Genomic DNA, 24,465 nt, shown 5'->3' with positions numbered 1-24,465 from the left:
GCGTTAGCGCCTTTCAGGCCGCTGATCGCTTGCTTGACGCGAATCAATGCAACGCCGCCGCCCGGCACAATGCCTTCTTCGACGGCCGCACGCGTTGCGTGCAACGCATCGTCAACGCGGTCCTTCTTCTCCTTGACCTCGATCTCGGTCGCACCACCCACCTTGATCACCGCGACGCCGCCCGCCAGTTTCGCCACGCGTTCCTGCAGCTTTTCGCGGTCGTAGTCGGAGCTTGCCTCTTCGATCTGGACGCGGATCTGCTTGACGCGTGCCTGAATATTCTTCGTGTCCCCGGCACCGTCGATAACGATGGTGTTTTCCTTGCCTACTTCAATGCGCTTGGCCTGGCCCAATTCCGCCAACGTCGCCTTTTCCAGCGTAAGACCGGTTTCTTCAGCAATGACTTGTCCGCCAGTCAGGATCGCGATGTCTTCGAGCAGCGCCTTGCGACGATCGCCAAAGCCCGGCGCTTTGACTGCCACCGTCTTCAGGATGCCACGGATGTTGTTCACGACCAGCGTCGCGAGCGCTTCGCCTTCGACGTCTTCCGCGATGATCAGCAGCGGTCGTCCCGCCTTCGCCACCAACTCCAGCACCGGCAGCAGATCGCGAATATTCGATACCTTCTTGTCGTGCAGCAGCACAAACGGATCATCCAGGACGGCGACCTGCTTGTCCTGATCGTTGATGAAATAGGGCGACAGGTAACCGCGATCGAACTGCAGCCCTTCAACCACATCGAGTTCGTCGTCGAGCGACTTGCCGTCCTCGACCGTAATCACGCCTTCCTTGCCCACACGGTCGATCGCTTCGGCGATCCGCTGACCGATCGATTCCTCGCCATTCGCCGAGATGGTCGCGACTTGCGCGATTTCCTTGCTGGTCGTGGTGGGCTTGCTGATCTTTTTTAGTTCTTCAACAGCGGCGATGACTGCCTTGTCGATGCCGCGCTTCAAGTCCAGCGGATTGAGACCCGCAGCCACGTATTTCAGCCCTTCTCTTACGATCGCTTGTGCCAGCACGGTGGCCGTGGTGGTGCCGTCGCCAGCGTCGTCGCTGGTACGCGACGCGACTTCCTTCACCAGTTGCGCACCGATGTTTTGCAGCTTGTCGGCCAGCTCGATTTCCTTCGCGACCGATACGCCGTCCTTCGTCACGATCGGGGAGCCGAAGCTGCGCTCCAGCACGACGTTGCGGCCTTTGGGCCCAAGCGTTACCTTCACTGCATTGGCGAGGATGTTGACGCCTTCGACCAGCTTCGAACGCGCGGTGTCGCTAAAGACAATTTCTTTGGCTGCCATTTCTGAAGCTCCGTTATTGTTGGGTGACTACGGCGACAATATCTTCTTCGCGCAGCACGAGCAGTTCGTTGCCGTCGACCTTGACCTGCTGGCCCGAGTATTTGCCGAACAGCACGCGCTCGCCGACCTTCAGGTCGGGTACGATGCGCTTGCCATCGCTATCACGCTTACCGGGGCCGACGGCAATGACTTCGCCCTGGTCCGGTTTTTCAGCGGCGCTTTCGGGAATCACAATGCCCGATGCGGTTTTTGTTTCCTGGTCGAGACGCTTGATGATGACGCGGTCGTGTAGCGGACGTAGGCTCATGGTTGGATTCCATTGTGGTGGATGACTAGCACTCCTCTAAGTTGGGTGCTAACAAGAATCGAGTATAAGAATCTGCGGTGGCTCGATCCAATAACGAATACGTGAAACGTTATCGGGGTTTGGCATTTGGCGAGCGACCAATCGTGGGCGTGTGAGCAATGCTTCGGAGCGATTCTACGAAGCTGCTTCGGCGCACGACGTTTCGGATATGCTCAGTAGTACTGGGTTGGTTCCCGATTGACAGCCGGTGTGGTTGCTCTTGCAACGCAGCCACCGGCAAGCGGCCTTTGCGCAGACGGGTCAACTCGCCGCGCGTTTGCGACTAGCCTGAGCGTAGCGATTCTCGGGACGTGAAAGCCCCAGGTTCTCACGCAGCGTCGCGCCTTCATACCCGGTGCGAAACAGTCCGCGCCGTTGTAATTCCGGCACCACCAGCCCGGCGAACTCGGTCAGCCCGCCAGGCAACCATGGCGACATGATATTGAAACCGTCCGCGCCTTCTTCCTCAAACCATTGCTGTAATTGATCGGCAATACTCTCCGGTGTCCCCACGACCTGTTGATGTCCGCGGGCTCCCGCTATGCGCAGGTAGAGGTCGCGAATGCTCAGGTTCTCGCGGCGCGCCAGATCGAACAGCAATTGCTGCCGGCTCTTGCCGCCATTCGTTTCCGGCAGGTCGGGCAACGGCCCGTCGATGGGATACTTCGACAAATCCACGCCACCGGTCATTTTCGACAGCAAGGCGAGGCCGACATCGGGATGAATAAGGTCCTGTAGCGCGTCGAACTTCGCGCGTGCCTCGTCGTGGGTCCTGCCGATCACCGGGAAGATACCCGGCATGATCTTGAGATCGTCGGGCTGCCGGCCGTATTTGGCGAGCCGTCCCTTCACGTCCCCATAGAATGCCTTGGCTTCGTCCAGGGTCTGGTGCGCAACGAAGATCACCTCCGCGGTTTGCGCGGCAAGCTCGCGGCCGGAATCCGATGCCCCCGCTTGCACGACCACGGGCCAACCCTGCGGCGAGCGGGCGACGTTGAGCGGGCCACGCACTTTGAAATGCTTGCCGCGATGGTCGAGCGTATGGAGCTTGTCGGCATCGAAATACACGCCGCTGTCACGGTCGCGAATGAAAGCGTCGTCTTCCCAACTGTCCCAGAGACCTGCGACGACGTCATAGAACTCGCGTGCGCGCTCATAGCGAACTGCGTGTGCCGGGTGTTGCTCGAAGCCGAAGTTCAGTGCTTCCGTTTCGCTGCTCGATGTAACCAGGTTCCAGCCCGAGCGGCCGCCGCTCAAGTGGTCGAGAGATGCGAACTTGCGCGCGACGTTGAACGGCTCATTGAACGTGGTGGAAACGGTCGCAATCAAGCCGATGTTTTTCGTGACCACCGACAAGGCAGCCAGCAGGGTTAGCGGTTCGAAGTGGTCAGCGCGGGCCGTGCGCGAGAGCGAGGCGAGATTCGTGTCACGGATACCTACGCTGTCCGCGAAAAACACCGCATCGAATTTCGCACGCTCGGCGATCTGCGCGAGTTCAGCGTAGTGCGAGAAATCGAGCCCGCCAGTCAAATGCGTATCAGGATGACGCCAGGCAGCAATATGGTGCCCTGTCTCCATCAGGAAAGCACCTAGCTTGATTTGCCGCTTGGCCTTGCTCATTTGTTTGCTCCACGTCGTTGGGTCGTGCGGATAGGGGGATGCATATTCTTGGGCGTTGACACGTTTTCAACAATCAACAATTTTTGCTTTGCATATTCGGCGCAACGGCTAATGGATCGCTAACCGCTCCATAAGCCCCGGCAAATCCTATCGTCACGCCACAAATACATCCGCGAGGTTGCCGCTCAGGCCGTCGGCGGTCAGCGTATGGTTGTGCACACGTTTGTTATAGATAGTCACCTGCTTCAATGTGACGAGGTCGATGATCGGCAAATCGCGACCTACGATCTGTTGAAACTGCCTGAAGTAATCCACTCTTTTATGCGGATCGTTTTCCACCGCCGGGGTTTCCAGCAGCCGGTCGACCTCCGGGCTTTGATAGTGTGTTGCGTTCGAAAACGGTACGCCTGCCTTGAAGTTGTGCGACCAGTAGAGACGTTGCACACCGACCATCGGATCGAAGGTATTGCCTAGGAAATTCGGGTCCAGTGACCGTGTACACGCGGTCGAATAGTCTGAGTTAGGTACGGGCTCTAGGCCGCCGCCTCAACGAAGTAATGAAGGAATCTTTATCATCAACCGCAGATCGGTCAGCCAGTTCGAACGGTGCCCGCTTACCGTCCATCTTTGCAGCAGCGCACATATAGAAAGATGAAATCGATAGAGCAATACCGCGAGCCCGCGACTACATTATTGTGCTGCTCAGGTATCGCTTAAGTAAATCGCCAGGTATCGCACCGGGCGAACAGAGGGATCTTCACCAAAGCGATTCGCAGATCGTAAAGCTCAACCAGATGTTCGCCGATCCGTATGCGGCTCAATTATCGATTCGCCACGGACGATGCCCTGGTTCAAGGAGCCCTGCGCTTTACGCTATTAAAAGGAAATAACAAGCATGAATGCACCATCTGAAATTACCGCGACGTCACAGCTGGATGCGGCGCTTGCCGCGTTGCCAGCGTTGGCGAAGGAGCTAGGCCGGGACGCCGCGGCGCGCGAGGCACGACGTGAATTGCCGTTCGATGGTTTTGCGTTGTTTCGCAAGTCCGGTCTTGGCTTGCTGCGATTGCCAGTCGAATGGGGCGGACTGGGCGGCTCATTGCCGGAGTTGTTCCAGGTGATCGCGACCCTCGCTGCGGAGGAATCGAACATAGCCCATGCGCTGCGTATCCATTTCGACCTGACCGAGTCGCTCCTGTTATCGCCGCGTGCAGCGTTCAACGACACTCAGATCCAGCGCTTGCTGGACGGTGCAATATTCGGCGGTGCGTCGACCGAGCGGGGCACATCGCGGCCCGGTGAAATAGGCACGATCCTGCGGCGCGATGGCGACGACTATCGTGTCACGGGAAAGAAATACTACTCGACCGGAACAGCATTTTCCGACTATGCACGTATCAACGTGCAAGATGAAAACAACAACAACGTGGTCGCTATCATTCCGGTCACCCGAGCGGGCGTCCAGATACTGGATGACTGGGATGGCATGGGCCAGAGGATGACCGCCAGTGGCAGCCTGGTCCTCGACAACGTACAAGTCCACGCGAACGAAGTCGTGCCAAGAGGCGCTTCGACCCTGGCAGGACGCCATGGCGGCGCATTGCGTCAACTGCACCTCGTTGCAGTGGCTGCGGGCATTGTCCGCAATATTCTTGCGGATGCTGAGAACTATGTGCTCAAGCATGGACGCCCGGTGCTGCACAGCCCGGCGGCATCTGCGCGAGAGGATCATTTCGTCCAGCAAGTGGTTGGCGATCTTGCGGCTCACAGTCACGCGATTGATGCGCTGGTCGAGCAGAATGCACGCGTGCTGGATCGGTCGGCTAATGCCATCCGCGCCCAAGCTGACAACGCTGAAGAACTGGTATTGCAAGGTGCGTTGGCCACGGCCAAGACACAGCTGGTGGTTAGCAAGCTGGCGTTGCATGCGGGCGAGCGCTTGTTTGAGGCAGGCGGCGCTTCCGCCACATCGCGTGTGCACAATTTCGATCGTCACTGGCGCAACTTGCGCACGATCTTCAGCCACAACCCGTTGTTGCACAAAGCGCGAGTGATCGGCGGTTATCAGTTAAACAGCGACACCACGCATCTGACCGAAGGCCGCGTGTTCTGAAGGTGTTCTAAGTGATTTCCAACGCTCCGCCAAGGGCACGAGGATGGTTCCATTCGTCTCTCAGCCGGCATTCTTCTTCAAGGATTTCCAAATCGTGAGCCAAGACCTTTTACTGCTGCTTGAGCCGGGTTTCACCGATCCAAAATATCCGGGTGAGCGTTTTATCTGCCCGGATGGCGCACCTATTGAAGGCCTGCTGGCCAGCGATCCGGCAAAGACCTCGCGCCTTGATATTCACCGTCTGCCATTTGCGCGCCCGCGTGAGGCCGTCATCGCTGCCCTGGATGAGGAGCACCAGAGCTTGCCCGTGCTGATTCTGGGAGACGAACATCCGGTGCCCGCCGGCGCACATACGCTCGGCGACAAACACTTCGTGACCGACACGCGTCGAATCCTGGATCTGCTTGCCGAGCGTCATGGTTTTCCAAAGGTGCATTGACCGGACCGTTGCCAAAGAAAGGCCCCGGTTTTTGAACTGGTCCAGGAAGGCTGGACCCCGTTGCTTTCGGTTGTCGCGCCAGACAAGAAACCGTCTGCGGAATTCAAGAGATTTGTCGCAGCGCGACTATCTGCAAGTTCTTCTTTAGAAATAAGTTTTTGTTGGTTCGAATTTCCTTCCTGTTCTCGCATAGTGGCAATTGATGGCTATAGACGGTTGCGTTTCCTCTGAAAACTGTTGGCCATGACGTGTACTAAACGGAATCGCAAGGAGATTGTATGACGGTCGAATTGGAAGAACGGGTAAAGCACGCAGTTCTGAATGCGGCGCGGGATGCGGCTGTGGCCGCTGCATTGCCTTACGCCGGTGGGGTTTCGCCGCAAGAGGCCTTGGCTTTGGTGGAGTCGGGCGACGCAGTCATTGTCGATGTACGCACGGCCGAGGAGCGCAAGTTCGTGGGTTATGTACCGGGCAGCGTTCATGTGCCTTGGGCGACGGGCACAAGCCTGACGCGCAACCCGAGGTTTGTGCGTGAACTCGAGGCGAAAACGAGCAAGGAAGCTGTTGTGCTGCTGCTGTGCCGCAGCGGCAACCGATCTGCACTGGCCGCCGAGGCCGCAACGAAAGCTGGCTTTGCACAAGCGTTCAACGTGCTGGAGGGCTTTGAAGGCCAGCTCGATGAACAGCAGCGACGCGGCACCCTCGGCGGCTGGCGTTACCTTGGCCTGCCTTGGGTGCAAGACTGAGAGAACCCGCGTTTCCACTCCTGGCAACAAGCCGAAGGATCTCCGACTGTGGCTGCATTCGACATCGACGACATCGTCCAATCGCTCCAGACGGTCCGCCAGCAATGGCGCGCGAAGCAGGGGCGATCGCAGGAGCCGGGCGGTCGCGAACTGCCGGCGCGAGAAGCGCTTGCGAACATTATCAAAACGCTCAAGGGTGTGCTGTTCCCCATGCGGCTAGGCCCACACGATCTGCGTCAGGAGAGCGAAAATTTCTTCGTCGGCCATGCGCTTGATTCGGCACTGCATGGCCTGTTCGCCCAAGCGCAACTGGAACTGCAGTATCGGGCTCGCCATTTGCCGCGCGACGACGGGGGTATAGAGGCGCGCGCCGGCACGGCCGTTCGCGCGTTCGCCGCAAGACTGCCGGACATTCGGGCACTGCTAGACAGCGACGTGCTCGCGGCCTTTCATGGGGACCCTGCAGCAGGAAGCGTCGACGAGGTGCTGCTGTGTTATCCCGGCATCCTGGCGATGATCCATCATCGGCTTGCGCACGAGTTGTACCGTCTTGACCTGCGGTTGCTGGCGCGCATCGTCTCGGAGTTGGCGCATGCCGAAACAGGTATCGACATCCATCCGGGTGCGCAGATCGGCTCGGGGTTTTTTATCGATCACGGGACGGGCGTGGTCATTGGCGAGACAACGATCATTGGCGAGCGCGTGCGGGTTTATCAGGCTGTGACGCTCGGCGCCAAGCGATTTCCTCGCAACCACGAAGGGCATCTGGAGAAAGGGCTCGCCCGGCATCCTATTGTGGAAGACGAGGTTGTGATCTATGCGGGTGCGACGATTCTCGGGCGCGTTACGCTCGGCCGCGGCGCCGTGATCGGCGGTAACGTGTGGCTCACGCATGACGTTGAGCCGTGTGCGAATATCACGCAGGCCGTATCGCGCAGCGATGCCCTCCAGCCCCAAAGCTCCCAGCTGACCTCATGACTGACTTAATACGGGTCTTTGGCGAAAACATCAGACATTTACGTGATGCTAAATGCTGGTCACAAGAACAGCTCGCCCAACGAGCGGGCCTCCACCGTTCGTATGTGGGCGAGATTGAACGGGGTGAGGTGACCGCGTCGATATTAACGGTCGAGAAGCTAGCGAGTGCTTTTGACATGCCCATGGAAAATTTGCTGATGCGCGAAAATCAATCCGCAACCACACCATAATATTTGCCGAAATGTGGTCTATAGCCGGTTGATGGAAGCCACAGTGGCCTCGATAATCCATTTTCTGATAAGTAATCCCGCTTTCCTTCTATAGACTTCGGAGCATCACATGACGGCAAATGTGGGCGGCCAGACGGCGCTCGGCGATAACGCAGCACGGCAACTAGCCAATGCAACCAAGACGGTTCCCCAGCTTTCTACCATCACCCCTCGCTGGCTCACTCATTTGCTGCAATGGGTGCCTGTTGAAGCCGGTATCTACCGGTTGAACCAGGTCAAAAATCCGGAGGAAGTGAAGGCGGCTTGCACACAACGTGAAGACGAAAGCGAACTGCCCCGCACTTTCGTTCCCTACGATGAAAACCCCCGCGAGTACTTTCTTAACGCCGTCAGCACCGTCCTCGACGTGCAGACCCGCGTGTCGGATCTCTATAGTAGTCCGCACGATCAGATCAAGGAACAGCTGCGCCTGACGATCGAAACGATCAAGGAATTACAGGAAAGCCAGCTCATCAATAATCCCGATTACGGTCTGCTGGCTAATGTTGCCGAAGAACAGCGCGTGTTTCCGCTGACTGGCGCGCCGACTCCTGATGACCTCGATGAACTACTGACGCGTGTCTGGAAAGAGCCTGCCTTTTTCCTGACGCATCCGCTGGCTATCGCGGCTTTCGGGCGCGAGTGCACGCGTCGCGGCGTGCCGCCGCCGACCGTGAGCCTGTTTGGTTCCCAGTTCCTCACGTGGCGGGGTATTCCGTTGATCCCATCGGACAAGGTGCCAGTAGCCGATGGGAAGACCAAGATCCTGCTGCTGCGCGTGGGCGACAAGCGTCAAGGCGTGGTCGGTTTGTTCCAGCCGGGCGTGGCAGGCGAGCAGGGACCGGGACTGTCGGTGCGCTTCATGGGCATCAACAATCACGCGATCGCTTCGTACCTGATCTCGTTGTATTGCTCGCTCGCAGTGCACTCGCCGGACGCACTGGCGGTTCTGGATGACGTGGAGATCGCCAAGTACCATGACTACCCTGACACCTACAAGTAATCCAGTGAGCAGCGCATCGCTTCCCGATGTTCCGACGGGCGCAGCGCCCGCGGGCCTGCCGGACGTCGCCACGTTGTCGCGTCTCGCAAATGCTCTCTTTTCAGTCGCGCCGGGAAGTGCTGGTAGTGGGTTGCCATCGCTTGCGAATCGTGGCAGTGGCAGTGGGGAATCGCTCTCAGCGGGGTTGCCGGTGGCCGCGCCCGTATTGGCATCCGCGAACAATCCGGCGCCCCCTGGGTCGCCGTTTGCGGGCCCGGGCGGTGCAGGGACCGGTGTGCCAGGCCTGAGTCTTCCGCAAGGCAAGGTGGCAGGGGCCAACCTGCTGCCGTCGTCGCCTACGCACGTCTTGTCTTTGGGCAATCGCGTACCCGCGCTGGCTCCGCATGCTGTCGCGCAAAACAACGTACCTGATTCCGTGACGAGTGCCGCCCCTGCGCTGGAACCGCGCTTCGGTGGCGCGGCGCTGGGTGTTGGCGTGCCTGATGCCGGGCAACAAGATCAATCGCCGTTTTATTTCCTGCGGGGCGCGGGCTGGTCAACCGGCGCGAGCCGCGAGCTGCCGTTGCCAAGTCACGATGTGCCAACGGCTGAATCGTTCGGCCTGCCGTCATTGGATAACCTGCGCTCATTTAACGGCCGCGAGCCTTCAGTATCGAAGGGCGCTGAGCCTGGTCGCAACAGTTCATTTTATTTCCTCGATAACGCTCGTACGCCGCGTTCAAACGAGCGCGTGCCAAGGACTGGTTCTGCGCATCCACCCTTCGATGTCAACGCTATCCGGCGTGACTTTCCGATTCTGCAAGAGCGCGTAAATGGCCGTCAGCTCGTGTGGTTCGATAACGCGGCGACCACGCAGAAGCCGCAGTCGGTCATCGACCGGTTGTCGTATTTCTACGCGCATGAGAATTCGAACATTCACCGTGCCGCGCATGCATTGGCAGGACGCGCGACCGATGCATACGAAGGCGCGCGCGATACGGTGCGGCGTTTCATTGGCGCAGCGTCGCCGGAAGAAATCATCTTTGTGCGCGGCACGACGGAAGGCATCAACCTGATCGCGAAGACCTGGGGCGTGCAAAACGTCGGGGAGGGCGACGAGATCATTGTGTCGCACCTTGAGCACCACGCGAACATCGTGCCTTGGCAACAACTCGCCGCACAAAAGGGCGCGACGCTGCGCGTGATTCCTGTCGATGACTCGGGTCAGGTTCGACTCGACGAGTATCAGAAGCTGCTCAACAGCCGCACGAAGATTGTCTCGGTCACGCAGGTATCGAACGCGTTGGGTACGGTTGTGCCGGTGCAGGAAATCGTGGCGATGGCGCATCGCGCCGGCGCTTGCGCGGTGGTCGATGGCGCGCAATCGGTTTCGCACATGCGGGTGAACGTGCAGGAGATCGACGCTGATTTCTTCGTGTTCTCGGGCCACAAGCTGTTCGGTCCCACGGGTATTGGCGTGGTCTACGGCAAGCGCGATCTGCTCGAAGACATGCCGCCATGGCAGGGCGGCGGCAACATGATCGCGGACGTGACGTTCGAGAAGACCGTCTTCCAGGCACCGCCGAGTCGCTTTGAGGCGGGCACGGGCAACATTGCCGATGCAGTCGGTCTCGGCGCCGCGATCGACTATGTAACGCGTGTGGGTATTGAGAATATCGGCCGTTATGAACACGATCTGCTGGCCTACGCAACGAGCGTGTTGCAGCCGGTGCCGGGTGTACGGTTGATTGGTACAGCGAAGGATAAAGCCAGCGTGTTGTCGTTCGTGCTGAAAGGCTACGAGACGGAAGAGGTCGGGCAGGCATTGAACGAAGAGGGCATTGCCGTGCGCTCGGGGCATCACTGCGCACAACCGATTCTGCGGCGCTTTGGCGTTGAGGCGACCGTGCGGCCGTCGCTGGCTTTTTACAACACCTTCGATGAAGTCGATCAGATGGTTTCTGTGGTACGCCGGTTATCGTCGCGGCGTTAGCGCAGCGAGTTGGGTGTGCACTGCCTCCGTGGGCCTCAATTGAGCGCGTGCCGTGCGACGTTCTGTTCAATCGTTCGGGTATATAGCTTGTATCCCGAGGTGTGAGATATCGATTCGTTTCGCTTGGGCGCAAAACAGTAGTGCGTTCAAGCGAACGTCGTGATGCGGCTCTTAAGAATGTTGAGCAACCTAAGTCTCAAGCTGTTCTGAGTTTTCATCATGGGGACTTTGCCAAGCGTTGATCTGATCCTCCAGACGAAAGTGGACCCGTCGGGGCATTTCTGCGCGGCTATCCGTCGCCCCGCCTGCCCCGTAGATACTTCCCAATAATGCAGTTAAATGGCGCTTGACCAATGCTCACCATATAGCCGTCGACCCGGTCCGGATCAAGCGCGCCGGCATCGCGCAGTACATCCGGGCAAATAGGCGTATTGCCAACCTGGCAATGTCGGCAAATGCCATCGCCCCAGCTTGTCCCATGGCGCCAAAGTCTAGAACGCATAGATTCTGAGAGCTTCCTGACTGATGCCCTGAGTGGAAATGCGCGTACGAATGCAGGTGCATATTTGAGTTGGGCTGTTGTCTACTCCGGGAAGGCGCCGATGGCTTGGCCCGTCCCGAGGCCGCGTTGAGCGAGTGAAGAATCGGGCGCCCTATGCAATTGTCCGAACGACACCGCCGTCGACACGCAAGGAAGAGCCTGTTGTCGCCGACGCTTGCTCAGAGCAGACGTAGACGACTAGGTTGGCGACTTCTTCGGTTGTCGCGAAGCGATTAAGGAGTGTGGTCGGGCGATTCGTTTTCAGGAACTGCTGCTCGGCTTCCTCACGCGTAATGCCTTGCGCATCGGCGTTCGCCTGCGCCCATCCACCCATGATCTCCGAATTCGTCGGACCAGGGAGAACCGAATTAACGGTGACGCCGGTTCCGCCGACCACCTCGGCCAAGCCCCGCGCAATGGCGAGCTGAGCGGTCTTGGTCGTAGCGTAGTCGATCATGTCCTTGGGGATGGCAAGCGCGGATTCGCTACTGATGAAGACGACGCGCCCCCAGCCTCGCTTCGTCATGTTTGGCACATAGTGGCGGGACGCGCGAATGCCGCTCATGACGTTAAGTTCGAAGAGACCGACCCACTCGCTGTCCTCAATTTCGAAGAAGGACTTCGGACGCCCGGTACCCACATTGTTGACGAGAATGTCCGCATCCGGCGCCTGCGCGAACAGGTCCGCGGCGCCTTTCGGGGTCGCGAGATCTGCGATGACGCCTGTAAACTCTGCCTTTGGCAGGAGTTCGCGAAGCTCTCGAAGCGCCGTGGAGACGCGCTTCTCCGTGCGGCCGTTGATCACGACCGCGGCGCCTGCGCGCCCCAGTCCTTCTGCAATGGCTCGGCCGATACCGGCCGTGGACCCAGTAACGACGGCCTTGCGGCCAGTGAGATCGATATTCATGACACCATTCCTTCACTTGTGGAAAGACTGAATTGTGAGTGATGTCGGAACCAGTGATAATTGGTTAATCTGCCATAACATTAATTCGCAAAAGGAATAAGTAGCCTTGTTTGCCGTCCGTCTGGCAGCGACGAAAGCTCGGAACTAGAGTCGGACATCAGCCAATTGAGACGCATGTCGGCCGAGTCTGGCGGTCTGGACTTGACCGGCGCACATCGCCATGACGTCACACAATTGTTGCCGCTCATTGACGCGATTCCACCCGTCCGTGGTATCCGCGGTCGCCCTTTGCAAAAGCCTCAAGTCGTCTGAGCTGACCGCGGATAGGACTCCGAAGCACGCCGGCAGAAATTGCGCGATCGGGGTATCAAACCCGTTCTTGCGAAGCGCCGCACCGAGAGTCCGTGAACCTAAAAGTCTTACCACTACCGCGATGTTAAGGTCAGTCCTTGAATGTCATTGATCGGCTAGCTAATTTGTCATCAAGTGGCGTCAGTCAAGCGGGTGAGAGCTGCCGGGGTGCCCACTGCTCCTTTCCTAGCTATCCCGATCCGCTGAAAAGGTAGGTACTTTAGTGTTCTCATCGTTAGGCGTCTGGTCATCGCCATCCTTTCAAAAACCTAAATCAAGCTACTTGTCAGCGATTTTCAATTTTCTTACCTAATTGGCATACTTTCTCAGGTTTCAATATTTCGGAAAAAGGATATCGAATTAAAATATTAAAAAAACAACCGTTTCACTAAGAATTGGTATTTACATATTACTCGCGTACCAAAAAAGAATATTTTTTTGACACGCGAAACTTGACTCTAAGTCAGCGGTTTATAATATGAAAAGATTGAAATACCAAAATCCCTTTACGAAAGATCGATTGCTGCCTAAAACGGGAAAGAGAGACTCGAAATACAACAAAGCCGCTTTCGCGTTCGAGCGCGAAAGCGGCTTCAGCAAAGGAGGACAACTAGCGACGGTATCTACTTAAGTTTATCCACAGCGCCCCAGCGCGTGGTTCCTATCAATTTGCCCAGTTTGATTTTGGTTGACGTCTTGACCGAAGTCAAGGGCTTTTTTCGCCCTTGTCGGCCTAGCGTAATAAGGTCGGCGTGGCGGAAAGGGATTCTCATGTCTAATTTTCCTGATTTCGCAGATCTAGACGATTGGTTTAACGCTTCCGAAGCTGTTAGAAAAAAAGAGAAAGGACTTGCAATAGCATTTGCGTTCTATGCGCCGAAAAATCGGAAGAAATTGGTCCTGCTTGGCATTCCGGCTTTCTGTCATACGCTTCTGTGCGAGTGCGATCCGGATATCGCGCGGTATGAGCCAATTCGGTTATATGAAAACCGCTCCGGCCGGATGAGGCAGGCCGCGCAAATGTTTTATCGGGACAGACATGGGTCTTTGCGTGGGAACAGCCAAAGGATCAGGCGATTTCGTTCAAGAACTGGAATGAGGCAGTCATCTGGAAGTCGGCCGAGGGTCTAGAGAACAAGAAAATCCTGATCTCTAATTGGATCCGCTTGCGCGCCTTTATGGCGGCGGCACGAGGGCTTTCTACGTTGCAAGAGCGACGGATCATGCACGCGCAGTTGGACTGGCATTCCGCGACGACCATGCGGAACCTCGTGTTCGCTGGCGGGGCTGACTATGGCCTGATGGCAGCTGAAGTCGGACATGCCCTTGCAATGCGCAGGGTGATCTCCGATCTAGAAAATAAACGGCTATCCCTCTCGACGGTGATCGGGAGGCCGACATGAGTTCGCTGCCCGGTGGCAAATTGATCGTGCCCGAGGAACTGCGCGACACCTCAAAGTGGCCGTGCCCTGAGGAATGTGCCTTCGACGATCCGGCGCGGTTCTATCGCCTGAAAACCGCAATCCAGATGCGCCTAAGCGGCGCGAGGTATCAGGCCATCTTCAACGAAACCGGCGTATTCAAGTCCGAAGTGATACGTCAGATACGCCGGTGCATCGCAGAATCATCACCCGGTCAAATCGTTGGATTTTTTGCTTTGATTCCTCACAGGAGAATCAGGCGATACGTCAGGGTGAAGCCCGTTGAGCCGGATCCGTTCTCCGGCTCGGCCGGTGCAGCGGGAGCGCTAGGCAAACTTTTTCATGACTATCCGCAAGTACGACGCTTCATCGACAGGCGGTTTCTGGTCAACGACGACGATCACGGATATCGGGAGGCGTACATCACGTTTGTTGACCTTTGGAAACAATTTACGAACATGCTCAGGAAAGATCTGAAATTCTCGGATTCCGACTGGCCGCTCAACACCGGTAACGAGGGATACAAGTCCCTGCGGACGTATTGCAACGCCCTCGTCAGGGAACATCCGGAAAGATGGTTGCGTGCTAGAAAGGGGAAGGAGGTTGGCTGGAAAGCGAAGATTGGACGTGGCGTTACGTCTTTGATCGAAGGACTGGATCCTCTAGTCGAAGTCCAATTGGACTATCTAATGCAGGACGCCGCAGGGGTGATCCATGTAAAGGATTCAAGGGGCCTCGATCATGCGATTCCTATGCGCCGGTGGTACGTCGGAATTCTCGCGGAGACTAGCACCTCGGCAGTTTTGGGCCTCTATGTCTCGCTTGAAGTCAATCCAAGCACGGACTGTGCGCTTGAGACCATTTGCAGCGCTTTTGAGACAGAGGATCATTCGTCAAACCGAGTCGTGATGGAACTTTTGCCTGACGGGAAGTCGCTGATGGTGAGCCTCGTTCCAAAACTCAGGGCACTCGCGTGGCCAATCATAGGAGTAGACAACGCATGGTGTCACTCGTCAAACGATTTCGTCAACAACTCTATCGATGCATTAGGCTGCACAGTGGCATTTTGCTCTCCAAGGGCTTGGTGGCAGCATCCGGTCATCGAACGGGTAAATGGTCAGTTCGCTAAGGGCATGCATCGCCTTAGATCCACTTACGGTTCATCTCCTCAGGATACCAGACGAAATCATCCCGAAGAAAAAGCTCAAGAATATGACATTGATTTTGAAGATCTCAAAGCGCTTTTCGTGACCAGTACTTATGCCCATAACGCGAGCGACGGCAGTGAGACAAATTACGGGAAAACGAGGGTCGACATAGTCAACCACCTCTTGGATAGCGAGAACAGTGACTATCTTGAGCAAAGATTGCCAATCGCAAAGCAGTCACCACGGAATCTGATGCTCCTCTGGCATTGTGAGGATCATAAAATCCATGGTAGCAAGGAGACGGGAACGCGGCCCAGTGTGAACATCAATTACGCGAGCTATACCAGTCCGGAACTGTCTAAGGACTTTGGGTTGGTGGGTGAAACGCTGCGGATCTGGATATGCCGCCGCGATATTCGTATCGCTTATGGACTGTTGCTCAGCGACAAACGACTTATCGGGCCGCTGAAGATCGAAAAGCGATGGAGTCGTTACGCCATCAGTTGGCAGGTCTTCATGACGATACAGCGGTACATACACAGAAAGCCCAACGTTGGTAAATTCGCGGATCCTGTACAGGGTGTCTACAAAGAGCTGAAGAATCGGCAAAGATCAAAAAATCGCCAGGGAGCCGTTACTCCGGATGATGCAGCACTACGCATGCAACTAGAAAACGCCGGAGTCTCCGTGCAAGGTCGGAAAAAATCTAGGCCGAAGCCCCCATCAATACCTCACGGAGATGCATTTGGATTGTGGAGTCAGAACGTCGATTCAAAACCGAATAAATTTAGGGTAACTAAGGGTAACGATCCTTTTGATGTTTTCAAACCAACTGGAAAATCGAGGTGAAATCATGTCAAGCGAATACTCACCAGAATGGAGAAAGTCCCAGATACTGAATCATCCAATTTTCAGGCAAACCTTGTCCGGTTGCTTGTGGACAAGGCCGGTTGATCAACTCTATCAGCAAATATCGAGATGCATGATTCTGAGGCAGAGCGCCTATATTGAGGAATCGACAGGGAGGGGCAAGTCAATCGCTATGGAATTCGCTATCAACCGGTTATCCCAGGTCGTTAGTCAACTGCCTTGCGTGAGCTTCAACGCGCAAACCAACTATGTTCCATCTGTTCGCGCATTCTTCAAAGAATTCCTGACGGCCTTACATCACGATAAGACTACAGGCGAAACTTGGGAGTTGCGAAATCGGGTGAGACGGAGGCTTGAGGAAGTTGCGGTGACCTCATCAAGCGGTATGGTAATTTTGTGGGTTGATGAGGCACAAGCCCTAAACGTGGCAGACTTCTTGTTCATCAGGGACGTTCAAAACGGCCTGCGCGACATTCACGCTGATTTACTGGTGTTCATGACCGGTGAGGAACCCTATCTTCATCGACGGATCGAAGAGGCCAAATGGAGCGCTAGCCCGGCGGTTGCAGACCGATTTGCGATGAAAAGGATGTGGCTGGGCGGTTACGGTCTCAATGAAACCCGGGAGCTCTTCGGCATGGTTGACACCTCAGTCTGGCCCACCACTTCCGGCATCACTTGGACGCAATTTTTTCTTCCCGAAGCGTTCGAGGCGGGTTTCCGGCTGCAGTCTCAGGCGATGGCCTGCACAAGCGCATTGGAGAGCGCCAAATTGCTGAGCAAGGAGGGCCATTGTCAGGCGCGACTGTTGAAGATGGTCGTCCAACGATTCATGCTTGACCAAGCGCACCAAGACTGCCCAGAGTTCCTTGCCTCGCCCGACGCGTGGAGCGATGCGGTCAGCGACTCCGTTCAAGATTACGACCTGGGAAGCAACGAAGACGACGAGGAGGACGGAGATGACCATAAGGATGCGGGATAGGACGGCTGTTAGAAAGCGTGACGCTCACTTGTCTACAGGGGGCGGACATTGAGCAAGAAATTACCTGCTCGCACGCCAGGTTGGACTGGTCTTGGTTTGGGGAGCCTGCCCTACGAGTCCAGTCTGAGTGCGCTTTGGCGCATTGCCTGGCTCAACGCACTAAGCGGAAATGATATAGCGCGCTTAGCCCATATATCCCCGGGTGCACCGCTTGGTTTCGCGGGTCTGCGTTTGTATGCCGAGCAGTTCCAAAGACTGACGATTGCCACGGGGATCAGTTTTCCTCTTCCGGACGAAGCACGGATAATCGGGCGTCGGTGCAGTCTGGCTAGCATGCTACGCGGCAAGACTTGGCTCTGCCCGCTTTGTTCCCAAGCAAACTATCATTCGTTCTGGTTCCAGTTACCGTTACTGAGCGTCTGTCCGATTCACAACATACCCCTGATAGATAAATGCCAAAATTGTGGAGCGCAAACGCCTGGTTACGAATTGCGGGCCGTGCTCCCCGGCGGGGCATGGCGTTGTTCACGGTGCATGCAGCCCTTGGCAGGGATCGCCCCCGATCTGCGCAGCTTTTTAGACTTGCGGGACAACGCCAAGTTTATGGCAACCGTCTTCGCACCGTTCGATCAATGGGCTCGACGCATCAGCGTACGTGCTGCTGCACTCGATCTTGCGACTGAAAGTGGACTTCGCACTTGGCGGGTGCAATACCAATCGCTGTTGATCCAGGGCGCCGTCTGCGAGGTACGCTATCCGCCGGGACCATTCTGCCGTGTGCCGCCGCTGATTAGCCACTGCTTGACGTGGTGTGAGCGCATCGTGCCCCAGCCACCGGAGCCACAAGAAATCCCTTTCCGACCAGCACCGCTTCCGTTGCCAAATCACTCAGAACTGATCGCTGAGTTCCCATTTCGGCGCTTCCGTTATTTTGATCAAATCAAGCCGGCCCCTCCAAAGGATCAGAAATACTATCGGTCGCGCTCAGCCTTGTGCTATCTCTCGGTGCTGAGGGGAATCCGTCGGTGGCTCATCGCACGTCATGCTACCAGGAGATTGGATACGAATCTTCGTTTGCCACTGGAAGTCGAGCCGCGGAACGCTGACGTCATCCTTGTCGGCGGGCGGGACGCCCACGAAACTGCTTATCTGCTGATGCGCCTCCTTTGTGAGTCTTATACAGGACATTTAGGGCGTCCCACGGTCCTTTCACGTCCGGTCAGACCGGAGGGCATCCACGGGTGGCACTATGCCAACATGCACGGAACCAGGACGATGAAGCGCGCAAGCAGGGCCGGCTATCTTGCCCTGTATGGAACGCTGGTTGTTGCGATCAACCTGACAACTTTAAAAGGCATGCTTGACGTGCGGCACATTGCCGGTAGGGCTAGCTTAGACGGGGTGCTGGCCGTAGCTTGGTCAACCGATTATCTGCGGCATTTGGGTATCGTGCTGATGCCCCAGGTCGAAGATCTGCTTGAGTCGTTCCCATCCATCAAACCGGGTATCTCTGCGGCCTGGGCGAAAGAATGGGCCAGATTGCAGCCCGAGGCGCGGCGCCACTCCTGACGCTCTCACATTAAATTTTAACGGGCCGGATTCATAGAGCGGAACCGCGGATTTGCCCTTTCCTTTTGGTGGTCGCTGAGTCACAATTACGTCATGCAGTTGACTGCAGTCGAAAGCTTCAGCGAAGCAGGTGACCCATGAGCAAAGCTGCCGAAAATCCGACAAGGCGCAATATTCGCCTCAGCCTCGGCGCAGATGCGGAGGCCGAACTGGATTGGCACCGTGAGATGCTGTGCGTTCGCTGCGCTTCAGGGAAGGTGACGCTAAGAATGCTGCTCGAACAGGGCATCGTCGGAGACTACGCAGCACGTTCCGGCTCGCTTGCCTTGGCAACGTGGATGGTCGTGGAGGTACGGTGTTCGCCTGAGGATGCCATGGAGCTGGTGGAGGCGATCGGCCCACGCGTCATGTCGGATTTTGTGTTTACCGAGCAGTAAATCACGCGCAAAAAGAGCGGCTACCTGCATCTAACTTGCGAAAATTTTCAATTGTGACTTAACGACTACTGACGGCAGGCGGCGATATTCGCAGTATGCTGCGGATGTCCCGTACCGCTCACAAACCGCCCAGACCAACGCCCCGGTTTCTGTTAGCCGAAAATCTTCGCAGACTTCGTGCTGAGAAGGGCTGGTCTCAATACGATCTCGCCAAACACAGCGGTGTCGACCGCTCGTTCATCGCGCACCTCGAGCGCCAATCGAGAAATGCTGGAATGGACACACTCGAGCGGCTTGCTGCAGCGTTGCAAGTTCCATACGCCGAACTGTGGGCAGAGTGACGTGTTGTAGGGCAGGCTCGGGCCATTGCCAAGACGAGGTCACCTCATTTGCTTGTCCGGTATAAGTGCTGCCCGCGCAGGGTGCAGAGCTGCATACGGGATTACCGCATCCCCAGCAGCACGAAGAGCCGAGCGGCGCAACAGCGGATCACCACTGCTCAGGCCATCGAGCGCCTGGCGGACCGCCACGTTATCTAGCGGGACCGATTGTGTCCCGAGAATGGGTGATGTTTTACCCATCCAGGCACCAAAATATCTCTGGCGGCCAAGACCTTTTACGTCATGCCCCGCAAATTGAATCTCATATTATTGGCCAGTCGGAACGCCAGCAGCGCGCACGGCCCAGCGGCGTCAATTACGTAGCAGTCAGCCGATGCGAAGCGCACGAGGTTATGGCTAGCCAGACCATTCCATCTCACACCGCACACGACTCGCGTCTGTAACGCATCTGAAAGCGGTCGCCCGGCGTGGACTCAGAAAACAGTCACGGCGTTGTCGATGGTTATCCGCTTCCTTTTTGGTGGCTTTTGAGTCACAATGATTGCGTCGTTTGAAGCAAATGTCACCGGTATTCACGGACCAACGTGAGTGATGCGCCCAGGCAAAAAACCGAAGATAGATTCCCGTATGGTCAATGTTCCTCCTTGGGCGGTACTTCCACGTCGAGCTCGATCGCGAAGAGGCGCTGCAGAGCGTTTCGTGCCGCAAGTAGGGCATGAGTTTTCGGACGCTAATAAACGTGGACATCAAGGCCAACTACTTCATCTAGGACGGCGCGCTGGGTTTAAGGGCTTGGATCGGCTTGGTTTTCAATGTTCGCGGGAGGAGGCCACCGAGATGGTTCCTGCGGTTCAACATGAGCAAGAAACGATCGGTCAAGCTCGCTCCGGACGGGTAATTCCTTTTGGGACCAACCGCGGTCTCGCCACAAACAAACAATGTTCTCGTCGAGCAACTTTTTCGCACTTTCTCGGGGCGCGACATGGCGGGTTTTTGGCATCTGCAGAATACTGGAAACGCGCAGCTTCGCAGTTAGTAGTTTTTAAGTCACAATCGTGTCGTGCTGGTCCTTTGACTATCTGTTACCTATCCGTATGAGCTCCAAACGAAAAGCGAGGTCACCTTCGCTTGCTTTGCCCAATCGGAACGTTGCGTTTTACATTGATGAAGTCGACAGAATTCTTTGGATTTCGGATCCACACACGGAGTTTACAGTAGCGATCGGTTTCGACGAAAGAGTCAACGTGGGTTATCACCCGGATTCGCGGACACTCTGCGTTGCCTTAGAAGACGTAGTTGGTTGGTTCGAAATGCCTTGCACGCGCGCCCAAGCAGAGGAGGCATGTCGACAGACGGGCTGGCAGATGGCGCCCGCATGGACTCGGCCGACGAAAATCTAGGTTTTTCACGAACATCGTTCTGTCCTGGTCCGACGCCATTTCGCTTCGCTTTTGCCAAGAGGCACTGTGGATAAGCGTGGGTTGGTCGCTCTCGGAATCGCTCACGTAACTCCGTCGGGTTTCCATTCGGTTTCGATCATCGCTAAGGTCGCAATCGGCGCGTTTCGACGTCTCGTTACCGTCGAAGATATGCACGCAAAGGCAAGCGAGCAGGGTATGAGCACAAAGAGCTGGAGCAAGTTTCACACGGGTGAAAATGGCGAGCCTTCATCGAACCTTTAAGCACTTGTTTGAGCCAGACGTGGTTTATCTCGAACTGAAAGGCGTCCAGCTCGATGTGCACATGATCCATCAGCAGTCACCGACCGTGCTGCTTCGTCTACCTGACGATTCCGCGCGACAACTTGGTCGGCTGCGCTTAAAGGATGACGTGGACCTGCAGTGAAATCGGATGGAAACCGCCTGCGGCCACAGGAGACCCCGCGAACCGATCCGAATCAGACGGAGCCGGAGGCGATTGTACGATGGGAGGCACATAGCGCCGCACCGTTTCGCGAGCGCGATGGGCGCCCGAGCTTATCCGCCCGAGCGACATTCCACCGCCGTGGCAGGACCCATTTCGTACCGCGTTGTGCGGCTCGAATGCGCTTCTAATTGAGGGCGCGGTGTGCGCGTAGGGGTGGGATTGGTCCGACTGGCTGTAGGGGCGTTTCCCGCACAGTTAAAAAGGGTAGAACATGGCATTTCAGGACAAGTTTCGCGCCTTTCAGGCTGGCCTCCCGCTCGGGGTACCGGCTTTCGAGCTGGCTGGCGAAAAGGTGCTTTTGCTGCATTGCGCGCCGATGGAGCTGTCGGATGCGTTATTGCGTTGGCTCATGCTGCGTGATGATCTTGTGCATAACGGTTCTCCTGCGTGTGCGCTGCGCTTTGACGAACTGCGCCGGGTGGCGGTGACATGGCCCGTGTGGCGCCAGTTCCTAGACTGGATGGCCGAACAGATCGACGTCGGAACCGGCAGAGGGGGGCGAGGCGGCTCGCAAGGTGCCTCAGGTCACGCCACCTGGGCATCGGCGTTCGCGCTGAGCGAGGGCATAGCCGCTGGGGTGCCCAGGCGCGAGTTGCACGGCGAACAGGTGCTGTATCTTGACGAAGCACCTATGGAGTTTCGTCCCGCACTGCGCCACTGGCTTGATGCTGTTGCGCCGGCAGAGGCCCGGTATGACGACAAGGGTCGAGCCGCGCTTACGTGGTGGGACGGCTGGGAGGCGTTCATCAGTTGGGTTCAAAACACACTCAGTGAAGCGCTGCATTTCCTGGAAACCGCCTGTGGCGTTGTAGACTAGAACTAGCGATCTCGACGCAGTGGCCCCGGCAGCATAGTGCTGGAACGCACTGCTTCCAGACGGGGCTTTCGAACGCCCGAAATGCTTTTTTCAACTCACTCTAATGCGTTTTTCGGCAAAGCTCTCGACCCGCATTACATACGCTCTGCCGAATCGGTACGGACTAACATTCTCGCCTCGCCTCAAAACGTGATATTGGGACGTTACTCGGACATGGCCGGCGCGCACGTTGAGCACGGGTACCATGATGCGTTACTGCCGGCGCTGCATGATCGGCGATTCTCGCGCATGGGACGAACGAGTTTGTTGTGTCAGCGCTGCAACTTAAAGTCTCGATCGGGCACGCATAAAATCAACGTGTCAGTCAGCATGAACGAGGCAAGTTTGGCTGTCGGCTTAGGTCCGCCACATTTACTACGACCCGTTTTTTTTGAGTTTGCCATGACACGCAAAAAAACAAAGCTGGTCGACCAGATCGTGCAGCTTGACCGATCAGAGCCATCCGCCCGCACACGGCCGCACGCCCGAGAAGTCGTGCACAAAAACAGCTTTGCGGATCTCGTGCACCAGGTCCAAAAGATGGTAACGGAGTCCGGAGAGCCGGAGGGTTTTGAAGCGGGGCAATGGCTCGCTGCGTGGATGGAACGCTCAGTGCCGGCGTTGGGTGGCAGGCGTCCCGTCGAGTACATGGATACCGTCGAAGGTCGTGCGTTGATTTCCCAGCTGCTTGCGATGATGCAAAGCGGTGCGTACGCGTGAGTGTCTCGATGATGCCCGAACGCGAACGCGGTAAAGAGCCAGCGTCATAGTTCAGTGACCACGCCCGACTTGATGCCCGCAGCTTGGCGCTTCATCGGCTGGTCGCCGAAAAGATTCGACGTGACGTACCGGTGGTCGATATCGCACGCGCCAACATCGCTCGAAGGCACCCCGAAAGCGGGGTGCCCGTTGAATCTTTCGCGCATGCCGAATGGCTCGACCTACTCGACGGTCCTATCGCTCAACTACTCGCCGTGCTCGAAAGCGATGATCAGCACGCCTCGCGCTTGCGGCAGTCGACGCCGTTCTCCGGGATTCTTACGCCTGCCGAACGCAGCCATATTCGCCGCCTTCGCGCTTGCACGTGGTCGAACCGCGACGCGCAATTAGCCGAGAAATGTTTTGAGCTTGGCCAGCACATCCGGGTCATCGATACCGCGCACTGGGTCACAGACAACGAGTCGCGCGACGAGTGCGGGCGCCGCGGCGAATTCTCCGGGTGCATCGTCCAAAATCAGATAATCGTCCGGTGTCAATCGCATGCGCCGAACGTAGTCCAAAACACGAGCCGACCGACTTTCGATGTGCCGCCTGGTTGCGCGGATCCGGGCAACGGCACCGAGCGTCGGCAGGTAGTCAGTCTGCAGCTTGACTACATCGAACATGTAGATCCACGTACTGTGGACGACGATATCCACGTCTTTCCCGACAGCGAGCCGCGCGAGTTCCGCTTCGAGCGCGCACACGCCGGCACCGGTTACTTTCGGGCCCGCTTCGTCGTATTCGAGCTCGCCTACCGTGGTCGGATGCAGTACGCCGTCGATGTCCAGAAAGAGTGTTTTCATGCTGTCGTGAAGCCAACTTTTCCCGTAACGATTTAATTGAAGACGACGTTCGACTCGAACACAGCTCGCGACGTCAAATTTGTTCCGCAATCTGTTGGTTATTGACAATGTTCTACTGGAACATAGCTTGTCGCGCGCGTAGCCAATTGATTATTATCGATCGTCAGCTTGATAGTGCCTAACCGTCGGCCGCGTTACTGAAAAGCATCATGCCTCGTCCACAGAGGTGGCTCCGGAAATCTGGACAGTCGGCTAGGTGGAGTCGCTGGGTTCTGAGATAGGCATAATGCCTACAAAAGGAAACCAGACGATGACGAAGAGAACCCGGCGCACGCACTCAGCGGCGTTCAAGGCGAAGGTGGCACTGGCAGCAGTACGCGGGGAGCGCACGCTGGCAGAATTGGCGCAGCAGTTTGAGGTTCATCCGAACCAGATCACGGAATGGAAGCGGCAGTTGCAAGAACGAGCGGCCGATGTGTTCGGCGCGGCGGGTGTGCCCGTCAATGAGCCGCCGGTGGATCTGAAGACGCTTCACGCAAAGATCGGCCAGTTGGCGCTGGAGAATGATTTTTTGTCCGGCGCGCTCAGCAAGGCAGGCTTGCTGAGCGCAAAGAAATGATTGATCGTGCCCACCCCTTGCCGGTTTCCCGGCAGGTCAAGCTGGTCGGCATTAGCCGATCCAGTGCGTACTATGCGCCGAGCCCGGTCAGTGCCGCAGATCTGGCGCTCATGCGCCGGATCGACGAGTTGCACCTGGAGCATCC

The 24,465-nt window shown here is 56.8% G+C and carries 21 protein-coding genes and 2 pseudogenes; 16 read left to right on the top strand and 7 right to left on the bottom strand.

The window, feature by feature from the left end; translation table 11 throughout:
• The 4 genes from groL to ACMX25_RS38760 form a co-directional block, all read right to left on the bottom strand.
• The coding region (groL, locus tag ACMX25_RS38775) for a chaperonin GroEL (protein WP_414955130.1) at positions 1–1,301 on the bottom strand (1,301 nt) is incomplete at its 3' end.
• A gap of 13 nt (positions 1,302–1,314) precedes the next feature.
• Positions 1,315–1,608 (bottom strand): co-chaperone GroES, encoded by a 294-nt coding sequence (locus ACMX25_RS38770; protein WP_414952559.1) that lies wholly within the window; start codon positions 1,606–1,608, stop codon positions 1,315–1,317.
• Between the two features lie 300 nt (positions 1,609–1,908).
• On the bottom strand, positions 1,909–3,267 hold the full coding sequence (locus ACMX25_RS38765) for an LLM class flavin-dependent oxidoreductase (protein ID WP_414955129.1): 1,359 nt from the start codon (positions 3,265–3,267) through the stop codon (positions 1,909–1,911).
• A 153-nt stretch (positions 3,268–3,420) separates the two neighbouring features.
• Positions 3,421–3,711 carry a hypothetical protein gene (locus ACMX25_RS38760; RefSeq protein WP_414955128.1) on the bottom strand — a complete coding sequence of 97 codons (291 nt, stop codon included), beginning with the start codon at positions 3,709–3,711 and terminating at the stop codon, positions 3,421–3,423.
• A 451-nt stretch (positions 3,712–4,162) separates the two neighbouring features.
• On the opposite strand from ACMX25_RS38760, the gene ACMX25_RS38755 reads away from it, so the two are divergent.
• From ACMX25_RS38755 to ACMX25_RS38725, 7 genes are all read left to right on the top strand, one after another.
• Positions 4,163–5,380 (top strand): acyl-CoA dehydrogenase family protein, encoded by a 1,218-nt coding sequence (locus ACMX25_RS38755; RefSeq protein ID WP_414955127.1) that lies wholly within the window; start codon positions 4,163–4,165, stop codon positions 5,378–5,380.
• 94 nt (positions 5,381–5,474) lie between these two features.
• Positions 5,475–5,819, top strand: a complete 345-nt coding sequence (locus ACMX25_RS38750) for a DUF3088 domain-containing protein (RefSeq protein WP_414955131.1) — start codon at positions 5,475–5,477, stop codon at positions 5,817–5,819.
• Between the two features lie 278 nt (positions 5,820–6,097).
• Positions 6,098–6,565 carry a rhodanese-like domain-containing protein gene (locus ACMX25_RS38745; protein WP_047845600.1) on the top strand — a complete coding sequence of 156 codons (468 nt, stop codon included), beginning with the start codon at positions 6,098–6,100 and terminating at the stop codon, positions 6,563–6,565.
• A 48-nt stretch (positions 6,566–6,613) separates the two neighbouring features.
• On the top strand, positions 6,614–7,543 hold the full coding sequence (gene epsC / locus ACMX25_RS38740; protein WP_414955126.1) for a serine O-acetyltransferase EpsC: 930 nt from the start codon (positions 6,614–6,616) through the stop codon (positions 7,541–7,543).
• A complete protein-coding gene (locus ACMX25_RS38735) occupies positions 7,540–7,773 on the top strand; it encodes a helix-turn-helix domain-containing protein (RefSeq protein ID WP_414955125.1) in 234 nt (77 codons plus the stop codon). The genes epsC and ACMX25_RS38735 overlap by 4 nt, the downstream gene beginning before the upstream one ends.
• 109 nt (positions 7,774–7,882) lie before the next feature.
• On the top strand, positions 7,883–8,815 hold the full coding sequence (locus ACMX25_RS38730) for a family 2A encapsulin nanocompartment shell protein (protein WP_031363107.1): 933 nt from the start codon (positions 7,883–7,885) through the stop codon (positions 8,813–8,815).
• Positions 8,790–10,787, top strand: coding sequence for a family 2A encapsulin nanocompartment cargo protein cysteine desulfurase (locus ACMX25_RS38725; protein ID WP_414955124.1), 1,998 nt, complete (start codon positions 8,790–8,792; stop codon positions 10,785–10,787). Before ACMX25_RS38730 ends, ACMX25_RS38725 begins: the two co-directional genes overlap by 26 nt.
• Before the next feature lie 653 nt (positions 10,788–11,440).
• Here the strand turns inward: ACMX25_RS38725 and ACMX25_RS38720 are convergent.
• Entirely contained in the window at positions 11,441–12,235 is a 795-nt protein-coding gene (locus ACMX25_RS38720) for an SDR family NAD(P)-dependent oxidoreductase (protein ID WP_414955123.1), read from the bottom strand.
• Positions 12,236–12,436: 201 nt separating this feature from the next.
• Here ACMX25_RS38720 and ACMX25_RS38715 point away from each other — a divergent pair.
• The 8 genes and pseudogenes from ACMX25_RS38715 to ACMX25_RS38680 all read left to right on the top strand — a co-directional run.
• Positions 12,437–12,634: pseudogene (locus ACMX25_RS38715) on the top strand (transposase); the annotation flags it as partial.
• Between the two features lie 1,351 nt (positions 12,635–13,985).
• Complete coding sequence (locus ACMX25_RS38710) at positions 13,986–16,004, top strand: hypothetical protein (protein ID WP_414955122.1); 2,019 nt, start codon at positions 13,986–13,988, stop codon at positions 16,002–16,004.
• A 133-nt stretch (positions 16,005–16,137) separates the two neighbouring features.
• Positions 16,138–17,007, top strand: coding sequence for an ATP-binding protein (locus tag ACMX25_RS38705; RefSeq protein ID WP_097263092.1), 870 nt, complete (start codon positions 16,138–16,140; stop codon positions 17,005–17,007).
• A gap of 543 nt (positions 17,008–17,550) precedes the next feature.
• The gene (locus tag ACMX25_RS38700; RefSeq protein ID WP_414955121.1) at positions 17,551–18,576 is read left to right on the top strand and encodes a hypothetical protein; all 1,026 of its coding nucleotides are present in this window, start codon (positions 17,551–17,553) and stop codon (positions 18,574–18,576) included.
• Positions 18,577–18,713: 137 nt separating this feature from the next.
• Positions 18,714–19,013 (top strand): hypothetical protein, encoded by a 300-nt coding sequence (locus ACMX25_RS38695; RefSeq protein WP_097263088.1) that lies wholly within the window; start codon positions 18,714–18,716, stop codon positions 19,011–19,013.
• A gap of 95 nt (positions 19,014–19,108) precedes the next feature.
• Positions 19,109–19,354 (top strand): helix-turn-helix domain-containing protein, encoded by a 246-nt coding sequence (locus ACMX25_RS38690; RefSeq protein ID WP_414955120.1) that lies wholly within the window; start codon positions 19,109–19,111, stop codon positions 19,352–19,354.
• A 2,137-nt stretch (positions 19,355–21,491) separates the two neighbouring features.
• On the top strand, positions 21,492–22,097 hold the full coding sequence (locus tag ACMX25_RS38685; RefSeq protein WP_414955119.1) for a hypothetical protein: 606 nt from the start codon (positions 21,492–21,494) through the stop codon (positions 22,095–22,097).
• Positions 22,098–22,538: 441 nt separating this feature from the next.
• Positions 22,539–22,856 (top strand): MbcA/ParS/Xre antitoxin family protein, encoded by a 318-nt coding sequence (locus ACMX25_RS38680; protein WP_414955118.1) that lies wholly within the window; start codon positions 22,539–22,541, stop codon positions 22,854–22,856.
• A gap of 44 nt (positions 22,857–22,900) precedes the next feature.
• On the opposite strand, the gene ACMX25_RS38675 is transcribed toward ACMX25_RS38680, so the two are convergent.
• Both ACMX25_RS38675 and ACMX25_RS38670 read right to left on the bottom strand, forming a co-directional pair.
• A complete protein-coding gene (locus ACMX25_RS38675) occupies positions 22,901–23,062 on the bottom strand; it encodes a hypothetical protein (RefSeq protein ID WP_414955117.1) in 162 nt (53 codons plus the stop codon).
• A 180-nt stretch (positions 23,063–23,242) separates the two neighbouring features.
• A complete protein-coding gene (locus ACMX25_RS38670) occupies positions 23,243–23,701 on the bottom strand; it encodes an HAD domain-containing protein (RefSeq protein WP_414955116.1) in 459 nt (152 codons plus the stop codon).
• A 310-nt stretch (positions 23,702–24,011) separates the two neighbouring features.
• On the opposite strand from ACMX25_RS38670, the pseudogene ACMX25_RS38665 reads away from it, so the two are divergent.
• A pseudogene (locus ACMX25_RS38665) lies at positions 24,012–24,465 on the top strand (transposase); the annotation flags it as partial.

This window comes from Caballeronia eucalypticola (assembly GCF_047608185.1).
Lineage (GTDB): Bacteria > Pseudomonadota > Gammaproteobacteria > Burkholderiales > Burkholderiaceae > Caballeronia.
This window is presented reverse-complemented; position numbering and strand designations above follow the sequence as displayed.

Excerpts from the sequence above, each read along its gene's own strand:
- ACMX25_RS38770 (WP_414952559.1), bottom strand. The coding sequence starts at position 1,608 with ATGAGCCTACGTCCGCTACACGACCGCGTCATCATCAAGCGTCTCGAC.
- ACMX25_RS38730 (WP_031363107.1), top strand. The coding sequence starts at position 7,883 with ATGACGGCAAATGTGGGCGGCCAGACGGCGCTCGGCGATAACGCAGCA.
- ACMX25_RS38735 (WP_414955125.1), top strand. The coding sequence starts at position 7,540 with ATGACTGACTTAATACGGGTCTTTGGCGAAAACATCAGACATTTACGT.
- ACMX25_RS38690 (WP_414955120.1), top strand. The coding sequence starts at position 19,109 with ATGCTGCGGATGTCCCGTACCGCTCACAAACCGCCCAGACCAACGCCC.
- ACMX25_RS38705 (WP_097263092.1), top strand. The coding sequence starts at position 16,138 with ATGATTCTGAGGCAGAGCGCCTATATTGAGGAATCGACAGGGAGGGGC.
- ACMX25_RS38675 (WP_414955117.1), bottom strand. The coding sequence starts at position 23,062 with ATGCGCGAAAGATTCAACGGGCACCCCGCTTTCGGGGTGCCTTCGAGC.
- ACMX25_RS38725 (WP_414955124.1), top strand. The coding sequence starts at position 8,790 with ATGACTACCCTGACACCTACAAGTAATCCAGTGAGCAGCGCATCGCTT.
- ACMX25_RS38685 (WP_414955119.1), top strand. The coding sequence starts at position 21,492 with ATGGCATTTCAGGACAAGTTTCGCGCCTTTCAGGCTGGCCTCCCGCTC.
- ACMX25_RS38765 (WP_414955129.1), bottom strand. The coding sequence starts at position 3,267 with ATGAGCAAGGCCAAGCGGCAAATCAAGCTAGGTGCTTTCCTGATGGAG.
- ACMX25_RS38745 (WP_047845600.1), top strand. The coding sequence starts at position 6,098 with ATGACGGTCGAATTGGAAGAACGGGTAAAGCACGCAGTTCTGAATGCG.
- ACMX25_RS38680 (WP_414955118.1), top strand. The coding sequence starts at position 22,539 with ATGACACGCAAAAAAACAAAGCTGGTCGACCAGATCGTGCAGCTTGAC.
- ACMX25_RS38670 (WP_414955116.1), bottom strand. The coding sequence starts at position 23,701 with ATGAAAACACTCTTTCTGGACATCGACGGCGTACTGCATCCGACCACG.
- ACMX25_RS38710 (WP_414955122.1), top strand. The coding sequence starts at position 13,986 with ATGAGTTCGCTGCCCGGTGGCAAATTGATCGTGCCCGAGGAACTGCGC.
- ACMX25_RS38755 (WP_414955127.1), top strand. The coding sequence starts at position 4,163 with ATGAATGCACCATCTGAAATTACCGCGACGTCACAGCTGGATGCGGCG.
- ACMX25_RS38695 (WP_097263088.1), top strand. The coding sequence starts at position 18,714 with ATGAGCAAAGCTGCCGAAAATCCGACAAGGCGCAATATTCGCCTCAGC.
- ACMX25_RS38720 (WP_414955123.1), bottom strand. The coding sequence starts at position 12,235 with ATGAATATCGATCTCACTGGCCGCAAGGCCGTCGTTACTGGGTCCACG.